Origin of the sequence: Dyella sp. (assembly GCF_036568765.1) — a bacterium.
GTDB lineage: Bacteria > Pseudomonadota > Gammaproteobacteria > Xanthomonadales > Rhodanobacteraceae > GSA-30.
In genome coordinates this window covers 16,395-34,680 of sequence record NZ_DATCRY010000204.1, presented here as the reverse complement: position 1 = coordinate 34,680, position 18,286 = coordinate 16,395, and the positions used below count along the sequence as shown (strand labels likewise).

General features: G+C 62.7%; 22 protein-coding genes and 1 tRNA gene. 14 read left to right on the top strand and 9 right to left on the bottom strand.

Annotated elements, in window-relative coordinates; translation table 11 throughout:
* The first annotated feature begins 134 nt into the window (after positions 1-134).
* Both purD and VIM98_RS14455 read left to right on the top strand, forming a co-directional pair.
* Positions 135-1,421, top strand: coding sequence for a phosphoribosylamine--glycine ligase (gene purD, locus VIM98_RS14460; protein ID WP_331993808.1), 1,287 nt, complete (start codon positions 135-137; stop codon positions 1,419-1,421).
* A 106-nt stretch (positions 1,422-1,527) separates the two neighbouring features.
* Positions 1,528-3,390, top strand: a complete 1,863-nt coding sequence (locus VIM98_RS14455) for an MFS transporter (RefSeq protein ID WP_331993807.1) — start codon at positions 1,528-1,530, stop codon at positions 3,388-3,390.
* 79 nt (positions 3,391-3,469) lie between these two features.
* Here the strand turns inward: VIM98_RS14455 and ampE are convergent, their stop codons facing one another.
* The 8 genes from ampE to VIM98_RS14415 all read right to left on the bottom strand — a co-directional run bounded on the left by ampE (position 3,470) and on the right by VIM98_RS14415 (position 8,558).
* Complete coding sequence (gene ampE / locus VIM98_RS14450) at positions 3,470-4,339, bottom strand: regulatory signaling modulator protein AmpE (protein WP_331993806.1); 870 nt, start codon at positions 4,337-4,339, stop codon at positions 3,470-3,472.
* Between the two features lie 65 nt (positions 4,340-4,404).
* Entirely contained in the window at positions 4,405-5,349 is a 945-nt protein-coding gene (gene nudC / locus VIM98_RS14445) for an NAD(+) diphosphatase (RefSeq protein WP_331993805.1), read from the bottom strand.
* 17 nt (positions 5,350-5,366) lie between these two features.
* A complete protein-coding gene (gene erpA, locus VIM98_RS14440; protein WP_331993804.1) occupies positions 5,367-5,735 on the bottom strand; it encodes an iron-sulfur cluster insertion protein ErpA in 369 nt (122 codons plus the stop codon).
* A 46-nt stretch (positions 5,736-5,781) separates the two neighbouring features.
* Entirely contained in the window at positions 5,782-6,225 is a 444-nt protein-coding gene (locus tag VIM98_RS14435; RefSeq protein ID WP_331993803.1) for a polymer-forming cytoskeletal protein, read from the bottom strand.
* Positions 6,212-6,967 carry a DUF6776 family protein gene (locus VIM98_RS14430; RefSeq protein WP_331993802.1) on the bottom strand — a complete coding sequence of 252 codons (756 nt, stop codon included), beginning with the start codon at positions 6,965-6,967 and terminating at the stop codon, positions 6,212-6,214. The genes VIM98_RS14435 and VIM98_RS14430 overlap by 14 nt, the downstream gene beginning before the upstream one ends.
* Positions 6,968-7,091: 124 nt before the next feature.
* Positions 7,092-7,562 (bottom strand): bacterioferritin, encoded by a 471-nt coding sequence (gene bfr, locus VIM98_RS14425; protein ID WP_331993801.1) that lies wholly within the window; start codon positions 7,560-7,562, stop codon positions 7,092-7,094.
* 151 nt (positions 7,563-7,713) lie between these two features.
* Positions 7,714-7,923 carry a (2Fe-2S)-binding protein gene (locus tag VIM98_RS14420; protein WP_414650223.1) on the bottom strand — a complete coding sequence of 70 codons (210 nt, stop codon included), beginning with the start codon at positions 7,921-7,923 and terminating at the stop codon, positions 7,714-7,716.
* Positions 7,924-7,991: 68 nt separating this feature from the next.
* Positions 7,992-8,558: an RNA pyrophosphohydrolase gene (locus VIM98_RS14415; RefSeq protein ID WP_331993800.1), complete on the bottom strand. Its 567-nt coding sequence runs from the start codon at positions 8,556-8,558 to the stop codon at positions 7,992-7,994.
* A gap of 178 nt (positions 8,559-8,736) precedes the next feature.
* On the opposite strand from VIM98_RS14415, the gene VIM98_RS14410 reads away from it, so the two are divergent.
* Positions 8,737-8,813: transfer RNA gene (locus VIM98_RS14410), tRNA-Met, on the top strand.
* On the opposite strand, the gene VIM98_RS14405 is transcribed toward VIM98_RS14410, so the two are convergent.
* Positions 8,814-9,488 (bottom strand): hypothetical protein, encoded by a 675-nt coding sequence (locus VIM98_RS14405; protein ID WP_331993799.1) that lies wholly within the window; start codon positions 9,486-9,488, stop codon positions 8,814-8,816.
* 114 nt (positions 9,489-9,602) lie between these two features.
* On the opposite strand from VIM98_RS14405, the gene queD reads away from it, so the two are divergent.
* From queD to VIM98_RS14350, 11 genes are all read left to right on the top strand, one after another.
* Complete coding sequence (gene queD / locus VIM98_RS14400; protein ID WP_331993798.1) at positions 9,603-9,965, top strand: 6-carboxytetrahydropterin synthase QueD; 363 nt, start codon at positions 9,603-9,605, stop codon at positions 9,963-9,965.
* 152 nt (positions 9,966-10,117) lie between these two features.
* Positions 10,118-10,516 carry a phasin family protein gene (locus tag VIM98_RS14395; protein ID WP_331993797.1) on the top strand — a complete coding sequence of 133 codons (399 nt, stop codon included), beginning with the start codon at positions 10,118-10,120 and terminating at the stop codon, positions 10,514-10,516.
* 195 nt (positions 10,517-10,711) lie between these two features.
* Complete coding sequence (locus VIM98_RS14390) at positions 10,712-11,077, top strand: hypothetical protein (protein ID WP_331993796.1); 366 nt, start codon at positions 10,712-10,714, stop codon at positions 11,075-11,077.
* 3 nt (positions 11,078-11,080) lie between these two features.
* The gene (gene atpB / locus VIM98_RS14385; protein WP_331993795.1) at positions 11,081-11,914 is read left to right on the top strand and encodes a F0F1 ATP synthase subunit A; all 834 of its coding nucleotides are present in this window, start codon (positions 11,081-11,083) and stop codon (positions 11,912-11,914) included.
* Between the two features lie 68 nt (positions 11,915-11,982).
* Positions 11,983-12,270: a F0F1 ATP synthase subunit C gene (atpE, locus tag VIM98_RS14380; RefSeq protein ID WP_281850727.1), complete on the top strand. Its 288-nt coding sequence runs from the start codon at positions 11,983-11,985 to the stop codon at positions 12,268-12,270.
* A gap of 88 nt (positions 12,271-12,358) precedes the next feature.
* A complete protein-coding gene (locus VIM98_RS14375) occupies positions 12,359-12,829 on the top strand; it encodes a F0F1 ATP synthase subunit B (RefSeq protein ID WP_331993794.1) in 471 nt (156 codons plus the stop codon).
* Positions 12,830-12,832: 3 nt separating this feature from the next.
* The gene (locus VIM98_RS14370; protein WP_331993793.1) at positions 12,833-13,366 is read left to right on the top strand and encodes a F0F1 ATP synthase subunit delta; all 534 of its coding nucleotides are present in this window, start codon (positions 12,833-12,835) and stop codon (positions 13,364-13,366) included.
* Positions 13,367-13,425: 59 nt separating this feature from the next.
* Positions 13,426-14,976: a F0F1 ATP synthase subunit alpha gene (gene atpA / locus VIM98_RS14365; protein WP_331993792.1), complete on the top strand. Its 1,551-nt coding sequence runs from the start codon at positions 13,426-13,428 to the stop codon at positions 14,974-14,976.
* 132 nt (positions 14,977-15,108) lie between these two features.
* Positions 15,109-16,038: a F0F1 ATP synthase subunit gamma gene (atpG, locus tag VIM98_RS14360; RefSeq protein ID WP_331993791.1), complete on the top strand. Its 930-nt coding sequence runs from the start codon at positions 15,109-15,111 to the stop codon at positions 16,036-16,038.
* 83 nt (positions 16,039-16,121) lie between these two features.
* Entirely contained in the window at positions 16,122-17,555 is a 1,434-nt protein-coding gene (atpD, locus tag VIM98_RS14355) for a F0F1 ATP synthase subunit beta (protein WP_331993790.1), read from the top strand.
* A 78-nt stretch (positions 17,556-17,633) separates the two neighbouring features.
* Positions 17,634-18,059, top strand: coding sequence for a F0F1 ATP synthase subunit epsilon (locus VIM98_RS14350; RefSeq protein WP_331993789.1), 426 nt, complete (start codon positions 17,634-17,636; stop codon positions 18,057-18,059).
* The last annotated feature ends 227 nt before the right edge of the window (positions 18,060-18,286 follow it).

Below are 18,286 nucleotides of genomic sequence, written 5' to 3'. Positions count from 1 at the left end.
GATCCGGCTTCCCGCAACTTGACGTGTCCCCATGATTTGAGACCAGTCGCCCCGGTGGGTGGAAATGGCGGAGCCGGGATGCCGGGTGGCTTACAATAGGTAATCCCCCGAATGGTTTTATCTCCGGAGCAAGCATGAAGATCCTGGTCATCGGCAGCGGCGGGCGCGAGCACGCGCTGGCCTGGAAGCTCAAGCAATCGCCGCGCGTCAGCGAGGTGATTGTCGCGCCAGGCAACGCCGGCACGGCACGCGAGCGCGGCTTGCGCAATGCCGATGTGGCGGTGACCGATATCGACGGCCTGCTCAAACTGGCCAAGGACGAGAAGATCGTCCTGACCGTGGTCGGCCCCGAAGTGCCGCTGGTGGCGGGTGTGGTCGATCGCTTCCGCAAGGCGAACCTGCGTATTTTCGGCCCGCGCGCGATTGCGGCACAGCTGGAAGGCAGCAAGGCGTTCGCCAAGGATTTCCTGCTTCGCCACAACATTCCCACGGCGCGCTATGCCGTCTTCACCGAACTCAACCCCGCGCTGGCCTATGTGCGTCAGCATGGCGCGCCGATCGTGATCAAGGCCGATGGGCTGGCTGCGGGCAAGGGCGTGGTGGTGGCGTTGACGCTGGCCGATGCGGAGCTGGCCTTGCATGACATGCTCGGTGCCCATGCGTTCGGCGATGCATCCTCGCGTGTGGTGATCGAGGAGTTTCTCGAAGGCGAAGAGGCCAGCTACATCGTCATGAGCGACGGCGTGAACGCCTTGCCGATGGCCAGCAGCCAGGATCACAAGCGCCGCGACGATGGCGATCTGGGGCCCAATACCGGTGGCATGGGTGCTTACTCACCCGCGCCGGTCGTTACGCCGGCGATCGAGAAGCGGATCCTCAAGGAAGTGATCGAGCCGACCTTGCGTGGCATGGCGGCCGAAGGTGCGCCGTTTATCGGGTTCCTTTACGCGGGCCTGATGATCGACAAGAGCGGCGCGCCGAAGGTGATCGAATTCAATGTGCGTTTCGGCGATCCGGAAACGCAGCCGATCATGCTGCGCCTGAAATCCGATTTCGTCGAATTGATCGAGGCTGCGCTGGATGGACGCTTGAGCGACGTCAAGGCGCAGTGGGATCCACGGCCGTCGCTTGGCGTGGTGGTGGCTGCTGGCGGCTATCCGGGCAAGGTCCGCGGCGGCGATGTCATCGAAGGGCTGGATACGGCATTTGGCGCGGACACCAAGGTGTTCCATGCCGGCACGCGGCTGGACGAGCAAGGCCGTGCGGTAACCGCCGGTGGGCGAGTGCTGACGGTGTGTGCCCTGGGCAAGGATATTGCCGCAGCACGCGAGCATGCGTATGCGGCCGCATCGAAGCTTCGTTTCGAGGGTGCGTTCTATCGACGCGATATCGCTCATCGGGCGTTGCGGCGAAACGGCTGAGCTACGACGCTCCTCCTATCAGACAGGGGAGGAGCCCGACAGGCTAAGAAGCACAGGCCGCTTCAACCGGCTACGCTAAGCCCAGTCGCCTCACGCCAGGATCCGCATGAGTCAGTTCGCCCTGCTCGGTCGTCGTCGCTTCGCGCCTTTCTTCTGGACCCAGGCTCTGGGGGCGTTCAACGACAACGCGTTCCGTAACGCGATGGTCATGTTGGTGGCTTTCCAGATGGGTCTGGACGAGCACACGGTCGGCCTCTACACCAATCTTGCCCCGGCATTGTTCATCCTGCCGTTTTTCCTGTTTTCGGCGATGGCCGGGCAGCTGGCCGAGAAATACGAGAAAACGCGCATCATCCGCTATGTAAAGCTGTTCGAGATCGGCGCGATGGCATTGGCGGCAATCGGCTTTTACACGCATCACACCAGCTTGCTGCTGGTGGTGCTGTTTCTCATGGGATTGCACTCGACTGCCTTCGGGCCGATCAAATACGCGATCCTGCCGCAGGCGCTCAAACCCGAAGAACTGGTCGGCGGTAACGGCCTGGTGGAAATGGGTACTCAGTTGGCGATCCTGATCGGCATGATTGCCGGCAGCGCGCTGATGCTGATTGTCGGCTACGGACCGATCGCCGCCTCGTTGCTGACCATCGGTGTGGCGGCGATCGGTTACACGATCAGCCGCGCGATACCCCCGGCGCCGGCGACCGCGCCGGAACTGAAATTCAGCTGGAATCCCTGGACCGAAACCGCGCGCGTACTCAAGCTGACGCATGCCGATCGTGCGGTGTTCAACGCAGTGCTGGGTATTTCCTGGTTCTGGTTCTTCGGTACCGTGCTTGTCGCGCAGCTGCCCAATTACACGCATTACACCCTGGGTGGCGACGGTTCCGTCAACACGCTGGTGCTTACGTTGTTCTCGCTAGGCACGGGCATCGGCTCGCTGTTGTGCGAACGATTGTCGGGCAAACGCGTGGAGATCGGCCTGGTGCCGGTGGGTGCGTTCGGCCTGACCGTCTTCGGTGTCGATCTTTATCTTGCCCGGCATGGCATCAGCCCGATCCAGAACCAGAGCTGGCAGGTCTTCGCCGGAGGTGCCGGCAACTGGCGCGTGATGCTGGACCTAACCCTGATCGGCATGTTCTCGGGCTTCTACGTGGTGCCGCTGTTTGCTTATGTGCAGGCGCGTACGCCGCGTGCGCAGTTGTCGCGGGTGATCGCCGGCAACAACATCATCAACGCTTTGCTGATCTGCATGGCCGCCGGCTTTGGCCTCGGGCTGTCGTTGCTGGGGCTGAGCCCGCCGCAGATCTTCCTCGCCGCCGCGCTACTGAATATCGCAGTGGCGGCATACATCTTCACCCTGGTGCCTGAATTCATCATGCGCTTCATTACCTGGGTGTTGACCAACACGCTGTATCGCACACGCGTGGACGGGGCCGAGAAAATTCCGGAGGAGGGGCCGGTGTTGCTCGTGTGCAACCACATCAGCTTCATGGACCCGCTGATCCTGATGGGGCATCTGCGCAGGCCAGTGCGCTTCGTGATGTATTACAAGATCTTCAATATTCCGGTGCTGCGTTTCGTTTTCCGTACCGCCAAGGCGATTCCGATCGCCGGCCACAAGGAAGATCCGGCGGTACTCGAAGCGGCGTATGCAGCGATCGATGCCGCATTGGCCGATGGCGAGGCGGTATGCATCTTTCCCGAAGGCGGATTGACCCGCGATGGCGACATCGCGGCATTCCGGCCCGGCGTGGAAAAGGTTCTCGCGCGCCGCCCGGTGCCGGTGGTGCCGATGGCTTTGCGCGGTCTATGGGGCAGCATGTGGAGCCGCCGCCGTGCGATGCGTCTGCCGCGCCGCTTCCGTGCGCGGGTAGAGCTGGTGGTGGATAACGTGCGCTCGCCTGAGGCGTCGAGTGCGGCAGAGCTCGAAGCGCGAGTCAGGGTGTTGCGTGGGGATATGGCGTGACGAGTGAGGCGTAAGGAGTGAGAGAAGATCGGAACGGAGCGCACTCACCTCTCACTCCTCTTCACTCACTCCTGGAATCTCACCCTAGCCATCCTGCCAGCACGATCAGCGCCACGACGCTGAGCCAGGCCAGGAGCGCGCGCAGCAGGGCGCCGCGCAAGCGCAGCAGTTCGGCGATCGGATCGCTGCGGTCCTCGGCGTAGCCTTCGCCACCGACGATATCGATCAGGATGTCCGCGCGCGCGGCAGCGCCGAGGAACCCCGGACCCTCGCGATACCAACTGGCCGGCGCAGCCTGGTTGTGCCAGCGTCGCCAGGCGCCGAGTACGGCATCCCAATGGCCGACCAGGGCCAGGGTGAACACCAGCAGCTGCGCCGGCAACCAGTCGAGCACATTGGCCAGCGAGAACGCGGCGGCGCGTGCATCGGTATCCAGCGGCAGCGAGCGATCGCGGCCCAGCGTCTGCGCCAGGTGGTAGAGCAAGGCGCCGGTCGGTCCGAGCAGGAAGAACCAAAGCAGCACGCCGAACCGGCGGCGCAGTGCGGCATAGACCACCGCTTCGCCCAACGCCGGTGCATTCCACGCGACTGGATCGCCGTCATCGCTGAGCGACTGCGCGGCGGCCTCGCGGCTCGGGCCGTCGGGTGCGCGCAGGATCGTTTCCAGATCGGCTTCGAATGCGCGCGGCCCCATGCAGTACAGCAGTACTACCCATGCGAAGGCGAGACGCAGCAGGCCGCCGAGCGGCAACAGATCGAGCACCCACTGGACCAGCAGGCAGGCGATCAGGGGAACGATGAGGGTAAGGGCCAGCCGGGCGGCACCGCTGGTATCGCCAAGTTGCGCAACCCAGCGCCGCAAGCCGCCCGCGCCGCGCCAGTGCGCCAATTGCGGCACGAAATGCAGTAGTCCCAGTGCAAGCAGTGCGGTAAGCAGGCTGACGGCCATCGAAGGTTCCCTTGGTGTCGCCTGCATTGTAGCGGGCGATCAAGACATGGAGGCTGCGACGATCGTCAGACCATCGCGTCCAGGTCCATGTTGGCGCGCAGTCGCAGCCAGCTGGCGAGCAACTGGTAGGAAACTGACAATCGGGTGGGTACCGCGAAGCTGCCGTGGGCCAGGCCGTCGGCGATCTGCTGCGGAGTGAACCAGCGCGCGTCTTCGAGCTCGCGGTCGCGCAGGCGGATGGTCGGGTCGATCGCCTTGGCGGTGAAACCGACCATCAGCGATTGCGGCATCGGCCAGGGCTGGGAGGAGTGATAGTGCACTTCACCCACGATCACGCCCGATTCTTCGGCGACTTCGCGGCGTACGGCATCTTCGAGCGATTCGCCCGGCTCGATGAAGCCGGCCAGGGTGGAGTAGCGGCCCTTCGGCCAGCCGGCTTGGCGGCCGAGCAGGCAGGCGCCTTCGTGTTCGACGATGACGATGATCGCCGCATCGGTCCGCGGGAAATGCATGCGCCCGCAGGAGGCATTCGTACATTGGGCACGATGGCCGGAGGACACCAGCACCACCGGTGAGCCGCAGTAGCTGCAGAAGCGCGTTTCGCGCTGCCAGTGAATCAGGCCTTTGCTGTAGGCAAATAGCCCGGCTTCGTCGGACGGCAGCAACAACCCCGCTTCACGCAGCCCCAGGCGGCGTGCGCCGAGCTGGGTTTCCAGCTCGCGGGCGAGGTCGGCATCGTCCACGGCGAGCAGGAAATGCGGTTTGTCCTGTGCAAGGCCGAGAAAACTCGCCGGCGCATCCGCCAGCAGTTGCCGTTCGTCGGCGTTGAGCCAACGCAACGCGTCGCGGTCGGGCAGCAGGTAGGTTTCGCCCAGGGCGTCGAGCAAGAGATAGCGGGCGTCGGCCGACGCACCTTGTTCGGCGATCCAGTCGAGTTCGTCGCGCCGCTCGGCCAGCCGATCGAGGATCAGGCTCAGGCCGGCAAAGGTGTTGGTACGCGGCAGGGTCATCGTCCTTGCCGCGCCGGTCAGGTGGAGAACGAGGAGCCGCAGCCGCAGGTGGTCTTCGCGTTCGGGTTGCGTATCACGAACTGCGAGCCACTGAGGTTCTCTGCGTAGTCGATCTCGGCGCCGGTGAGATATTGCAGCGACAGCGGGTCGACCAGCAGGGTGACGCCTTCGCGGCTGAGCGCGAAGTCGTCTTCGGCCTGGGCCTCGTCGAAGGTAAAACCGTACTGGAAGCCCGAGCAGCCGCCGCCGGTGATGTACACCCGGAGCTTGAGCTCGGGGTTGCCTTCTTCGAGGATCAGCTCGTGCACCTTGCGCGCGGCCGCGTCGGTAAAGACCAGCGGTGCCACGGCTTGGCGGTAATCGGGGATAGAGACGAGGGTTTCCATACGGAGGATATGGGGCTTCTACTGGGCGCCCGCAAGCATAGCGCGATTAGGCCAATGCCGGCTCGCGCTTTTCATTCGGCGTGTCCTGGGGTGCGGGCAGTTCGTGGCGCGGCGCGGCGGTCTCCTGGTGGCTCATGCGGCCGTTGACCTGCGCGCCGGCGGCCATTTCCAGGCTGCGGTAATGCACATCGCCGGTGATACGTGCCTCGGGAGCCAGCTCCAGCCGCTCGCTGATATGGATGTCGCCCTGGACGCTGCCGTTGATGACCGCATGCGGTACACGGATCTCGCCGCGGACCTGGCCGTGCTCGCTCAAGGTGAAGACCGCGTCGGCACCGTCGGCCAGCACCGCGCCCTCGATGCACCCATCCAGGTGCAGTGCGCCGCTGAAGCGCAAGTCGCCGTGAATGACCGTACCGCGGGCGATCAGGCTGGTATCGGTATGGGGCGTATGAGCCGGGCGCTCGGTGCGCTTGTTACGGTTGAGCATCTTTGTCTCCCTGGACTGAGGTCAGGTTGCCGGCCAGAGCGTCGGCCCAGCTCACGGTGTGGTTTATCGCGGTATCTCCGTCGGGCTGGACCTTCACATGCAGGCGTGTCGGCTTGAAGTCGGCCGGCAACACAAAGGTGGCATGTAATTGTTGAAAGTATTTGAAGCGGAAAGGCATGCCGTCTTTCTGAGCGGCATCGCCCAGGGCTGGCCAGTCCAGTTGCACGACCTTGTCGCCACGCAGGCCGTCTACGCTGATTAAGAGCTTGCCGGTGACTTCGTCACCGCGTTTGGCGCTTTGGGTCAGGCTGAGGGCAATGTTCCAGGCGTGCGGCGCGTCGGTGACGGGCTTGAGCCTGAGCTCTTGCACGCGCAAGCCTTGGCGTTGGGCATCCCCGCCGATCAGCCGCGAGTAAAAGCCGAGGTCTGCGCGCAGGCCATTGATTTCTTCTTCGCGCTCGGTGAGGGTGGACTGGACCGATTTCGCCGCAATCTCGTTGACCTGCTGAGCGCGCTGCGCATTGGCCAATTGCTGCTTGAGGTCTTCGTTCTGCGCGGTCAGCTCGCGCACTTGGCGCTTGTCCACCGCGGCAGGTGTGCTGTGGCCGGCCAACGCGGCGGCAATGAGTGCGGTGAGGGCTACGCTCGCCACCCAGCCGCCGGCCAGCCAATAAAGGCGGCGGCGCTGCTGAGCTTCGTCGTGCTGGCGCACCACGAATCGCGGCGGGGGTCTGGAGCCCATGCGTACTACCCGGGAGAAAACACCGGTATAGCCCCCGCGTGATGCCAGCGTCAAGGAAATGAGGTGTAAACGTGGACGGGCCGTGCGCCCGTCCACAACGTCCGTGCGGAGCGGACGTGAAGTTTTAGCTGTCGATCTTGCTCTGCAAGTAGCGCTCGGCGCCGATGTCCTTGATCAGGCTCTGCTGCGTCTCAAGCCAGTCGATATGCTCTTCCTCATCGTGCAGGATGCCTTTGAACAGATCGCGACTGACGTAGTCCGCGATGCCCTCGCTGTAGGCGATCGCTTCGCGCAAGTCTTTGACCGCTGCCATTTCGAGATCGAGATCGCCCTGGATGCACTCCAGCGGGTTCTCGCCGATACGCAACTTGCCCAGGTGCTGCAGATTGGGCAGGCCATCGAGGAACAAGATGCGCTCGATCAGGTGATCGGCGTGCTTCATCTCTTCGATCGATTCCTTGTACTCGTGCTCGGCCAACTCGCCGTAGCCCCAGTCCTTGAACATCCGGTAATGCAGGAAATATTGGTTGATCGCGGTCAGTTCGTTGTAGAGCACCTTATTGAGGAACTCGATGACCTTGGCGTCGCCTTTCATGGCAAGTCTCCTAGCGGGTTGAGCGGGTACGGCGCCGGACTATACGCATTTGGGCGCTTTGATGTCGGAACGCAAATGGAAATGGTTCGCTGCTGCGAAAACAAAAAAGCCGCGCGTGGGCGCGGCTTGTCGATCGACGCAGATGCCAGGCTTAGCCAACGGCGACGATAGGTAGCTGGCTTAGCACTTGGGTTACCGCGTGATCGAGCGTGCTGCGCGCTTCCTGTTCACAGCAGCCGCAGCAGTCGGAGCAGCCCGTGCGAGCCTGCAGTTCGGCAAAGCTGTGCACGCCATCGGCCGCGGCGCGGCGGATGTCATGGTCGGTGACGGCATTGCAGAGGCATATGTACATGGCGCGTATAAGAACGCGAATGCGAATGATTGTCAACTAGAGTTGCTGAACGATCCGCCAGTGCCCTGGGCATGTGTTCAGGCCCGGCGCGCCGCTCCGCCATTAGCCGGCTGTCCGGGCAGTTCCTCTTCTGCGTGCCGCCGTGGCTGATTGCCCAAATGGATGCTGAGCAGGGTTTCCACGACGGGGGCGAACTGCCGCAGAGCGCGCTCGTAGACCTCGCGCTTGAAGTTCACCACATGGGCGGCGGGGTACCAGAAATCCACCCAGCGCCAGATATCGAATTCGGGCTTGTCGCACGCGTTCAGGCAGAGCGACTCTTCGCCGCCGACCAGGCGCAACAAGAACCAGACCTGCTTCTGGCCGATGCAGGTAGGGTGCTGGTGATGGCGTACATAGCGATGCGGCAGCTTGTAGCGCAGCCAGCCGCGGGTGCTGCCCAGGACCTCGACGTGTTGCGGGTCCAGGCCGGTTTCTTCCCTGAGCTCCCGATACATCGCTTCGAGCGGTGTTTCGTCGCTGCGCATGCCCCCCTGGGGGAACTGCCAGCCATCGCGATTGACGCGACGCGCCCAGAACAGGCGGCCGTCTGCATTAAGCAGAACGATCCCCACATTCGGACGGTAGCCATCGACATCAATCATGTTCGTCTCCTTGGACCGGAGCGCCCTGCATAGGCTATATGGAGCCTGGCCCGTGGCCGATTCAACCACAGCGTCCGAAGCGTCGGCAAGCAACGGGCTTGAACGCCATCGCCGATCCGACTAAACTGCCGCGCCCTCGCGCCGGAACCTCCAGCATCCGGCGTTCACAGGTCTTCGTGGCTAGGTAGCTCAGCTGGTCAGAGCGCGGCACTCATAATGCTGAGGTCGGCGGTTCGATCCCGCCTCTAGCCACCATTACTTCTCTCCGCCGGCTTCCATGGCTGCGTCTGTTCGTATCAGATCTTCGTGAAACCGGGTCTGGTCCCTGGCGCCGTTGCCTGCTCCCTTGCTGTATGACGCATAGCGACCGAAAGGTGTATCGCCCTTCGAAGGAGCGCCGACACCGATCCCGGCGCGATCGAGGCGCTCGGAGACTCGGTCCAGCCACTGGCGCGCGGCGACGCCGTCGGCACCTTGGTCGACATAAAAGACGATTTGCCCGCCCTGGGCGGCGTTAACGTCGGGGCCGTTCTGAAGCGGGTTGAGCATCGTGAACAAGCGAAATGGCGAGACGGGCGAGAACAACTCGGCCAGCAGTTCGCCATAAGCCTCGCTTAACTGGTGCGGCGCCAGGTTGAGCCGGATCGTTTCGCCCGAGTAGCCAATCCCGTCTCGCTCGTGGAAAAAGCACGGCATGACGTGCTCGGCGAGTCGCTGCATCGCGCCCTTGGCTTCGGCTAGCCGCTCTGCGCAGACTATCGTGCCGACCTGGGGATATCGGGGATAGCTGATGGCATGCGTGACGGTTTCGAATGGCGCATGGCAGCGAAGCGGGAACAGCAGGCCGAAGTCGGGCAGGTTGCATGTCGTTGAGGGGTCGATTGCATGGAGGCTGATGACGCTCCCGGTGGGCTGTCCAACGAGTTGCACGGGCTTTCCTGAGTATGAGGGCGGCTCCACGCTAGCTTTGCCGATACCGGGCTTTCTTTCAGAAATCGCTCCTGGATGCGAGTCGCACGGACCTCTGCATTAGAATGACGGGTTATGCACATCTTCAAAGTCTTTCAAATCGAGGCGGCGCATCGGCTGCCTAACGTGCCCGAGGGGCACAAGTGCGCCCGTCTGCACGGACACTCCTTCCGCATCGAGATCCATGTCCGTGGCGAGCCGGACCCGACCCTGGGCTGGGTAATGGACTTTGCCGACGTCAAGGCGGCCTTCGCGCCCTTGTTCGACCGGCTGGATCATCACTATCTCAACGACGTCGAGGGACTGGAGAACCCGACCAGCGAAATGCTTGCCCGCTGGATTTTCCAGCGCCTGCAACCCGATCTGCCGGGGCTGGACAGGGTTGTAGTGCACGAGACCTGTACCTCGGGGGCAAGTTGTAGTCGCGACAGCTTTTGACGCGACGCGGTAAAACGTGCTAAGACGCTAAGCATTGAAATACAAGCGTAATGTGACGCAGGTCCGCGCCTTCACAAAAAATATATTGCATTGCACAAAAAGCTTGGGTAGCCTAGGCGCACTACCAAAATTCCCGCCGAGGGACCCAAGCTATGACGCAGCAACTCAACACCCAGATTTTTGCCTACACCAAGCAGCTGGCCGATAGCGCTTTCAAGGCGCATTCGCTGGCCCTGAAGGGGCTGGAGAAGGTCGCCGAGCTGCAGCTGGCCGCGCTGGAAAAGCACGCCCAGGCCACCGGCGAATTCATCACCGACGTACTGGAAACCCGTGACGCCGAAGGCCTGCGCACCCTGTGGGAAAAGGGCGCCAATCTGGGTCGTCAGAACGCCGAGCGTGCTGTGTCCGTGACCCAGGAGATCTTTGCCGTGACGCAGAAGACCGCCGAGTCCCTGGGTGCCCTGGTGCAAGAACAGCAGCAAGCTGCGAACGACGCCGTCGCCGCTCCGGTGGCTGCCGTCAAGAAGGCCGCAGCTGCCGCGACCAAGTAAGCCGCGCCCACTCACGGCTGTGCGCTACGAAAAACCGGGCCCGCAAGGGTCCGGTTTTTTCTTGCGCTCGCACACAGGATTCGGCGGTCGTCGGCTTGTCGGCCCAAAGAGCCGACTGATATACTTTTATAGATTGGACCGTGCCCCGAAAGCCGGAGCGGTGCCGCTTACAGCGAAGCCGCGCGGGAATCACACGTGCTCAACAGTCTTGCCTCCGGACGTCGTCTTGCGCTGCGCATCGTGTTGCTGCAGCTGCTGATGGCGGCTCTTGTGGGAATCGCCTTTCTGACGCAGGGGCTCCGCGATGCACTGGCGGGCGCTGCGGGCGCCGGCATCGTGGCGCTGGGTACCGCGCTGCTGGCAGCGCGAACCTTCGCGGGGTTGGGCGGTGGCGGCTTGACGATGGGACGCCTGCTGTCGGGCATGGTTTTGAAATGGATGGCGATCATCGGGGGACTGGTCATCATCCTGGGTCCATACAAGCTGCCGCCACTGGCCGCCATAACGGGGCTGGTGGCTGCGTACGCAATAAATCTGCTGGCGTTTAGATTCAAGGGTTGAGACATGGCGAGTGAGCCGCAAGGCGGTCTAACCGAATACATCCAGCATCACCTGCACCACAATGTGGTGAGCCTGGGTGATAGCTCGTTCATGAAGATCCACCTCGATTCGCTGGTGGTGTCTTTCGTGTTGGGTGCGCTGTTCTGCGTGTGGTTCTGGCTCAAGGCCCGCAAGGCCACTTCCGGTGTGCCGTCGAAGGGCCAGGCCCTGGTCGAGCTGATCGTCGAGTTCGTGGACACCCAGGTGAAGGACACCTTCCACGGCGATCGCCGCACGGTGACGCCGCTGGCACTGTCCATCTTCATGTGGGTCACGTTCCTGAATGCGATGGACCTCCTGCCGCTGGACGCTCCGGGCATTGCCGTGAAGACCGTCGCCGGCGAAGAAGTCATGCATCAGACTTTCTTCCGCTGGGTACCCACGGCCGACATCAACACCACGATCGGATTGGCTCTGTCGGTGTTTTTCATCGTGCTGGCGCACGGAATGAAGGCGAAGGGTACGTTAGGTTTCGGCAAGGAGCTGGTCACTGCGCCGTTCCATGCGCATAACCCGATCGTCAAGCTGATCCTGGTTCCGGCCAATCTCGGCTTGAACATCATCGAATACTTGTCTAAGCCGGTATCGCTAGCCATGCGACTCTTCGGCAATATGTACGGCGGCGAGCTGGTGTTCATGCTGATCGCCGGACTGTTCGCCGGCTGGATCAGCTTCCTGCCAGGCGTGCTGTTCAACACGGCGTGGGCGATCTTCCACATTCTGATCATCCTGCTGCAGGCGTTCATCTTCATGATGCTCACCATCGTCTATATCGCGACGGCGCGTGAACATCACTAAGCATTTTTGCCCCGATTTCGCTTCATCTACATCTAACAACCTCTAATACCGATTCACAGGAGAACACTATGAACCTCGCCGAACTCATTTCCCATGTGCAGGGCATGACCGCGATCGCCATCGGCGTCATCATCGGTCTGGGTGCGCTGGGCGCTTGCTTGGGCATCGCCATCATGGGTTCGAAGTTCCTCGAGTCCGCTGCCCGTCAGCCGGAACTGGTTCCGCTGCTGCAGGGTCGCATGTTCCTGCTGGCTGGCCTGATCGACGCGGCGTTCATCATCGGCTTGGCCGTGGCATTGCTGTTTGCGTTCTCGAACCCGCTGACCGCGCAGGTCATCGCCAACTTCGCTCACTAATTTTTAGTAGCGAGCGCGATATGTCGCCGCGGTCTGTTGACCGCGGCGAACCGGCGGTCCCACGCGTTACGGAGTTTTTGGAAAGGTCATGAATATCAATCTGACTTTCCTGGGCCAGATGGTGTCGTTTGCCATCCTGGTCTGGTTCACCACCAAGTTCATCTGGCCACAGCTCAATCATGCGATTGAAGAGCGCCAGAAAAAGGTTGCCGAGGGTCTGGCCGCGGCCGAGCGCGCGCGCGCCGAGCTGAAGGATGCCGACGCCAAGGCTGCCGCCGAGGTCAAGCAGGCTCGCCTGCAGGCTTCGGAGATCATCGAGAAGGCGCAGCAGCAGGCGAATCAGATCGTCGAGAAGGCTCATGCCGATGCAGTGGCGGAAGCCGCTCGCGTGAAAGCGGCGGCTGCCGAAGAAGTCATCAGCATGCAGCAGCGCGCTCGCGAAGAGCTGCGTGGCTGGGTGGGTCGTCTGGCGGTGCAGGGCGCGGAAAAGATCGTGCAGCGCGAAATCGATGCGTCGGCTCACAAGGCCATGCTCGACCAACTCGCCGCCGAGATCTAAGCCATGTCCCAGGCCATCACTCTCGCCCGTCCATATGCGCGTGCCGCTTTCGAAGTGGCGCGCGCTGCCGGCGCGCTTGGCGAGTGGGCACATGCGTTGACCTTCGCTGCCGAAGTGGCGAAGGACGCGCGCGTGGTCCAGCTCGTCAACGATCCGCGCGTGCTGCCGGAACAGCTCGTGGCATTGCACCTGCCGCAGGGTATGGACGCCAAGTCTCCATTCGCCGCGTTCCTGGGCGAGCTGGCCGACAACGGCCGCCTTGCGCTGCTGCCGGAAATCGACGCGCTGTACGAAACCTACAAGCGTGACGCCGAGTCGCAACTACTGGTCAAGGTGACCAGTGCCATGGCTCTGGATGCCACGCAGACCGAACAACTGAAAACTTCGCTGAAGCGCCGTTTCAAGCGCGAGATCGAACTGGAAACCCAGGTCGATGCCTCGCTGCTGGGCGGTGTAGTGATCGACACCGGCAGCGAAGTGATCGACGGCTCCGCGCGCGGTCGCCTTGAGCGGCTCGCCAGCGCGTTGACGCACTGACCAAGATTCAAATCAGCGGGTGCCGTTAAATGCGGCGCAAACCCAAGGGATAACGACCTATGTCCAGCACCACCCTCAATCCGTCCGAGATCAGCGAACTGATCAAGAGCCGCATCGAGCAGTTCAAGCTCGGCGCGGAAGCCCGTAATGAGGGCACGATCATCAGCGTGTCCGACGGCATCGTGCGCATCCACGGCCTGGCCGACGTGATGCAGGGCGAAATGATCGAGCTGCCGGGCGGCGCCTTCGCGCTGGCCCTGAACCTGGAGCGCGATTCCGTCGGCGCCGTGGTGCTGGGCGAATACCAGCATTTGAAGGAAGGCGACATCGCCAAGACGACCGGCCGCATCCTCGAAGTGCCGACCGGTCCGGAGCTGCTTGGCCGCGTGGTCGACTCGCTGGGTAACCCGATCGACGGCAAGGGGCCGCTCCATGCCAAGACCAGCTCGCCGATCGAAAAGGTCGCGCCGGGCGTGGTGTGGCGTAAGTCGGTCGACCAGCCGGTGCAGACCGGTTACAAGTCGGTCGACTCGATGATTCCGATCGGCCGCGGTCAGCGCGAGCTGATCATCGGCGACCGTCAGACCGGCAAGACCGCGCTGGCCATCGATGCGATCATCAACCAGAAAGATTCCGGCATTAAGTGCATCTACGTCGCGATCGGCCAGAAGCGCTCGTCGATCGCCAACGTCGTGCGCAAGCTCGAAGAGAACGGCGCGCTGGCCAACACCATCGTCGTCGTGGCTTCGGCTTCCGAGTCGGCTGCGCTGCAGTACATCGCGCCGTACGCCGGTTGCGCCATGGGCGAATACTTCCGTGACCGCGGCGAAGACGCGCTGATCATCTATGACGATCTGTCCAAGCAGGCCGTGGCCTACCGTCAGATCTCGCTGCTGCTCAAGCGCCCGCCGGGCCGCGAAGCCTATCCTGGCGACGTGTTCTACCTGCACTCGCGTCTGCTCGAGCGCGCCGCTCGCGTGTCCGAGGAGTACGTCGAGAAGTTCACCAACGGCGAAGTGAAGGGCAAGACCGGTTCGCTGACCGCACTGCCGATTATCGAGACCCAGGCCGGCGACGTCTCGGCGTTCGTTCCGACCAATGTGATCTCGATCACCGACGGCCAGATCTTCCTGGAAACCGACCTCTTCAACGCCGGTATCCGTCCGGCCGTGAACGCCGGTATCTCGGTATCGCGCGTGGGCGGTTCGGCCCAGACCAAGATCGTCAAGAAGCTGTCCGGTGGCGTGAAGCTGGCCCTGGCGCAGTTCCGCGAGCTGGCCGCGTTCGCGCAGTTCGCCTCCGACCTCGACCCGGCCACCCGTGCCCAGCTGGACCGCGGCCAGCGCGTGACCGAGCTGATGAAGCAGTCGCAGTACGCGCCGCTGTCCATCGCCGAGCTGGCGCTGTCCGTGTATGCCGCTGAAAAGGGCTACCTGGACGATCTGCCGGTGAACAAGGTGCTGGCGTTCGAGAAGGGCATGCATGCCTTCTTCCACCAGACCCAGGGCGAACTGATGAAGAAGATCGTCGCCACCGGTGACTGGAACAACGATATCGAAGGCGTGTTCAAGTCGGGTCTGGATGAGTTCAAGAAGACGGGTAGTTGGTAAGTCAAAAGCAGTGAGGAGTTAGGGGGCAGGAGAAAAGCCTCGGCTTTTTCCACCGGTCCGGCGAAGCCGGGCACTCCCCTCACTCCTCACAGCGCCGAAGGCGCGACCTAACAAGCGAGCGAGCGAGAAGAAATGGCAGGCGGACGCGAAATCAAAACCAAGATCAAGAGCACGCAGAACATGCGTAAGGTGACGCGTGCGCTCGAAATGGTCTCGGCCTCGAAGATCCGCAAGGCGCAGGATTTGATGAAGGCGTCGCGGCCCTACGCGCGCCAGATGCGCAAGGTGATCGCGCACATCGCCCAGGCCAGTACCGACTTCAGCCATCCGTTCCTGATCGAGCGCGAGAAGGTCACTCGTGTGGCCTTCGTGGTGGTCTCCACCGATCGCGGCCTGTGCGGCGGCCTGAACTCCAACCTGTTCCGTCGCCTGATTCCGGCGATCCGCGAATGGCAGGGCAAGGGTGCCGAAGTCGACGTGCTGGCCATCGGCCAGAAGGCTGTGCAGTTCTTCCGTCGCATTCGTGGCATCAACCTGATCGGCAGCGCAACGCACTTGGGCGAAAAACCCAAGATCGAGCAACTGATCGGTGTGATCAAAGTCGTGCTGGATGCCTACTCGGCCAACAAGCTCGATCGTGTGTTCCTGGCTTACAACGACTTCGTCAACACCATGACGCAGAAGCCGTCGATCGAAGCCTTGCTGCCGCTGCCGCTGGTTGCCGCCGAACTGCAGGCAACCGAAGGCGACAATAAGAGCACACCGAATTACCCCGTTGCCGGACTCAAGCTCGAGCAGGCCCACGATTGGGATTACATCTACGAACCCGATGCCGCCACGGTGCTGGAATACGTGCTTGGCCGCTATATCGAGTCGGTGGTGTACCAGGGCGTCCTGGAAAATCTTGCCAGCGAACATGCCGCGCGCATGGTGGCGATGAAGGCCGCGTCGGACAATGCCAGCAAGGTGATCGGCGAGCTGACGCTCAGTTACAACAAGGCCCGTCAGGCCGCGATCACCCAGGAAATTTCTGAGATCGTGGGCGGCGCGGCGGCGGTTTGATCCGCGATCCCTAATTAACTCGTCACGGCGCGATCCCCAACCGCTGCCTGACCAAAGAATCGAAATAAATCCGGAGTTCTCAAATGAGCCAGGGCAAAGTTGTACAGATCATCGGCGCGGTAATCGACGTGGAATTCGCACGTGACCAGGTGCCGCAGGTTTACGACGCGCTGAAGATCGACGGCACGCAGATCACGCTGGAAGTGCAGCAGGTGCTGGGTGACGGCGTCGTCCGTACGATCGCCCTCGGCTCGACCGACGGCCTCAAGCGTGGCCTCATCGCGCGCAATACCGGCGAAGGCATCAAGGTGCCGGTCGGCAAGGCGACCCTCGGCCGCATCATGGACGTGCTCGGCAGCCCGATCGACGAAGTCGGCCCGATCGACGCCGAAGACCATTGGGTCATCCACCGCGAAGCGCCGTCGTACGACGACCAGGCGCTGGCCAACGAGCTGCTGGAGACCGGCATCAAGGTGATCGACCTGGTTTGCCCGTTCGCCAAGGGCGGCAAGGTCGGCTTGTTCGGCGGTGCCGGCGTTGGCAAGACCGTGAACATGCTCGAGCTGATCAACAACATCGCGACCCAGCATTCGGGCCTGTCGGTGTTCGCTGGCGTGGGTGAGCGTACCCGCGAAGGTAACGACTTCTATCATGAAATGCAGGATGCCGGCGTCGTGAAGCTGGACAACCTGCCGGAGTCGAAGGTCGCGATGGTGTACGGCCAGATGAACGAGCCGCCGGGCAACCGTCTGCGCGTCGCCCTGACCGGCCTGACCATGGCCGAGTACTTCCGTGACGAAAAGGATGAGCACGGCAAGGGTCGTGACGTGCTGTTCTTCGTCGACAATATCTATCGCTACACGCTGGCCGGTACCGAAGTGTCCGCGCTGCTCGGCCGTATGCCGTCGGCAGTGGGTTACCAGCCGACGTTGGCCGAGGAAATGGGCGTGCTGCAAGAGCGCATCACCTCGACCAAGACCGGTTCGATCACCTCGATCCAGGCCGTGTACGTGCCCGCGGACGACCTGACCGACCCGTCGCCGGCGACCACCTTCGCGCACTTGGATTCGACCGTTACGCTGTCACGTAACATCGCTTCGCTGGGTATCTACCCGGCCGTGGATCCGCTGGATTCCACCAGCCGCCAGCTCGACCCGAACGTGGTCGGCACCGAGCACTACGAAGTGGCGCGCAAGGTGCAGGGCATGCTGCAGCGTTACAAGGAATTGAAGGACATCATTGCCATTCTCGGCATGGACGAACTGTCCGAAGAAGACAAGCAGGTGGTGTACCGCGCGCGTAAGTGCGAGCGCTTCTTCTCGCAGCCGTTCCATGTGGCCGAAGTGTTCACCGGCGCGCCGGGCAAGTACGTCACGCTGAAGGAAACCATTCGCGGCTTCAAGATGATCGTGGAAGGCGAAGTGGATCACCTGCCGGAGCAGGCGTTCTACATGGTCGGCGGCATCGACGAAGCGATCAAGAAGGGCGAGGAAATGGGCGCCAAGAAGGCTGCCTGATCCTGTGATGGCACCCGGGGCAGTCGATAAGCATCGACTGCTCTACCACCACTGCTTCAAACGTATCGGAACACCCTCATGAGCCATACCCTGCGAGTCGACATCGTCAGCGCCGAAGCCGAGATCTTTCACGGCGACGCGACCCTCGTCGTCGCCACCGGCGAGATGGGCGAGCTGGGCATTGCACCGCGCCACGCGCCCCTGATCACCCGCTTGAAGCCTGGTCACGTCGACGTGGTGCTGGCTAACGGCGAGCGTCAGCAGTTCTGGGTATCGGGCGGCATCCTCGAAGTGCAGCCGCAGGTCGTCACCGTGCTGGCCGACACCGCGGCGCGCGCTGCTGACCTGGATGAAGCCGCAGCCCAGCGCGCCAAGAAGGAAGCCGAGGACGCCCTGGCCAATCGCACGGACGCCGAAGACATCGCCGAAGCCCAGGCCAAGCTGGCCCAGGCGCTGGCGCAGTTGCAGGCGCTGGAGCGTTTGCGCAAGAACCTCAAGCATTGATGGCTTGAGATTCGATGTCTTGCCAAGACGCCGGCTCTGTGCCGGCGTTTTTGTTTGTTGCGGGCAAGAGCCTTCACCCTAACCCGCTCCCCCGGCGAAACCAGGGGAGCGGGAGCGCACCGGGGCGAGCCGCCGCAGTGTTTCCCTCCTGCGCGGACGGCTCTCTCCCCTGGCCGCCGGGGGAGCGGGTTGGAATGAGAGGGCTCTTGCTCCAAGCCGCCCCTCCC

Coding starts and splice junctions, on each gene's coding strand:
- VIM98_RS14435 (WP_331993803.1), bottom strand. CDS start 6,225: ATGCTCAACCGTAACAAGCGCACCGAGCGCCCGGCTCATACGCCCCAT.
- atpB (WP_331993795.1), top strand. CDS start 11,081: ATGGCGAGTGAGCCGCAAGGCGGTCTAACCGAATACATCCAGCATCAC.
- atpA (WP_331993792.1), top strand. CDS start 13,426: ATGTCCAGCACCACCCTCAATCCGTCCGAGATCAGCGAACTGATCAAG.
- VIM98_RS14350 (WP_331993789.1), top strand. CDS start 17,634: ATGAGCCATACCCTGCGAGTCGACATCGTCAGCGCCGAAGCCGAGATC.
- ampE (WP_331993806.1), bottom strand. CDS start 4,339: ATGGCCGTCAGCCTGCTTACCGCACTGCTTGCACTGGGACTACTGCAT.
- atpE (WP_281850727.1), top strand. CDS start 11,983: ATGAACCTCGCCGAACTCATTTCCCATGTGCAGGGCATGACCGCGATC.
- VIM98_RS14395 (WP_331993797.1), top strand. CDS start 10,118: ATGACGCAGCAACTCAACACCCAGATTTTTGCCTACACCAAGCAGCTG.
- queD (WP_331993798.1), top strand. CDS start 9,603: ATGCACATCTTCAAAGTCTTTCAAATCGAGGCGGCGCATCGGCTGCCT.
- VIM98_RS14375 (WP_331993794.1), top strand. CDS start 12,359: ATGAATATCAATCTGACTTTCCTGGGCCAGATGGTGTCGTTTGCCATC.
- erpA (WP_331993804.1), bottom strand. CDS start 5,735: ATGGAAACCCTCGTCTCTATCCCCGATTACCGCCAAGCCGTGGCACCG.
- VIM98_RS14415 (WP_331993800.1), bottom strand. CDS start 8,558: ATGATTGATGTCGATGGCTACCGTCCGAATGTGGGGATCGTTCTGCTT.
- VIM98_RS14430 (WP_331993802.1), bottom strand. CDS start 6,967: ATGGGCTCCAGACCCCCGCCGCGATTCGTGGTGCGCCAGCACGACGAA.
- purD (WP_331993808.1), top strand. CDS start 135: ATGAAGATCCTGGTCATCGGCAGCGGCGGGCGCGAGCACGCGCTGGCC.
- atpG (WP_331993791.1), top strand. CDS start 15,109: ATGGCAGGCGGACGCGAAATCAAAACCAAGATCAAGAGCACGCAGAAC.
- VIM98_RS14455 (WP_331993807.1), top strand. CDS start 1,528: ATGAGTCAGTTCGCCCTGCTCGGTCGTCGTCGCTTCGCGCCTTTCTTC.
- nudC (WP_331993805.1), bottom strand. CDS start 5,349: ATGACCCTGCCGCGTACCAACACCTTTGCCGGCCTGAGCCTGATCCTC.
- atpD (WP_331993790.1), top strand. CDS start 16,122: ATGAGCCAGGGCAAAGTTGTACAGATCATCGGCGCGGTAATCGACGTG.
- bfr (WP_331993801.1), bottom strand. CDS start 7,562: ATGAAAGGCGACGCCAAGGTCATCGAGTTCCTCAATAAGGTGCTCTAC.
- VIM98_RS14370 (WP_331993793.1), top strand. CDS start 12,833: ATGTCCCAGGCCATCACTCTCGCCCGTCCATATGCGCGTGCCGCTTTC.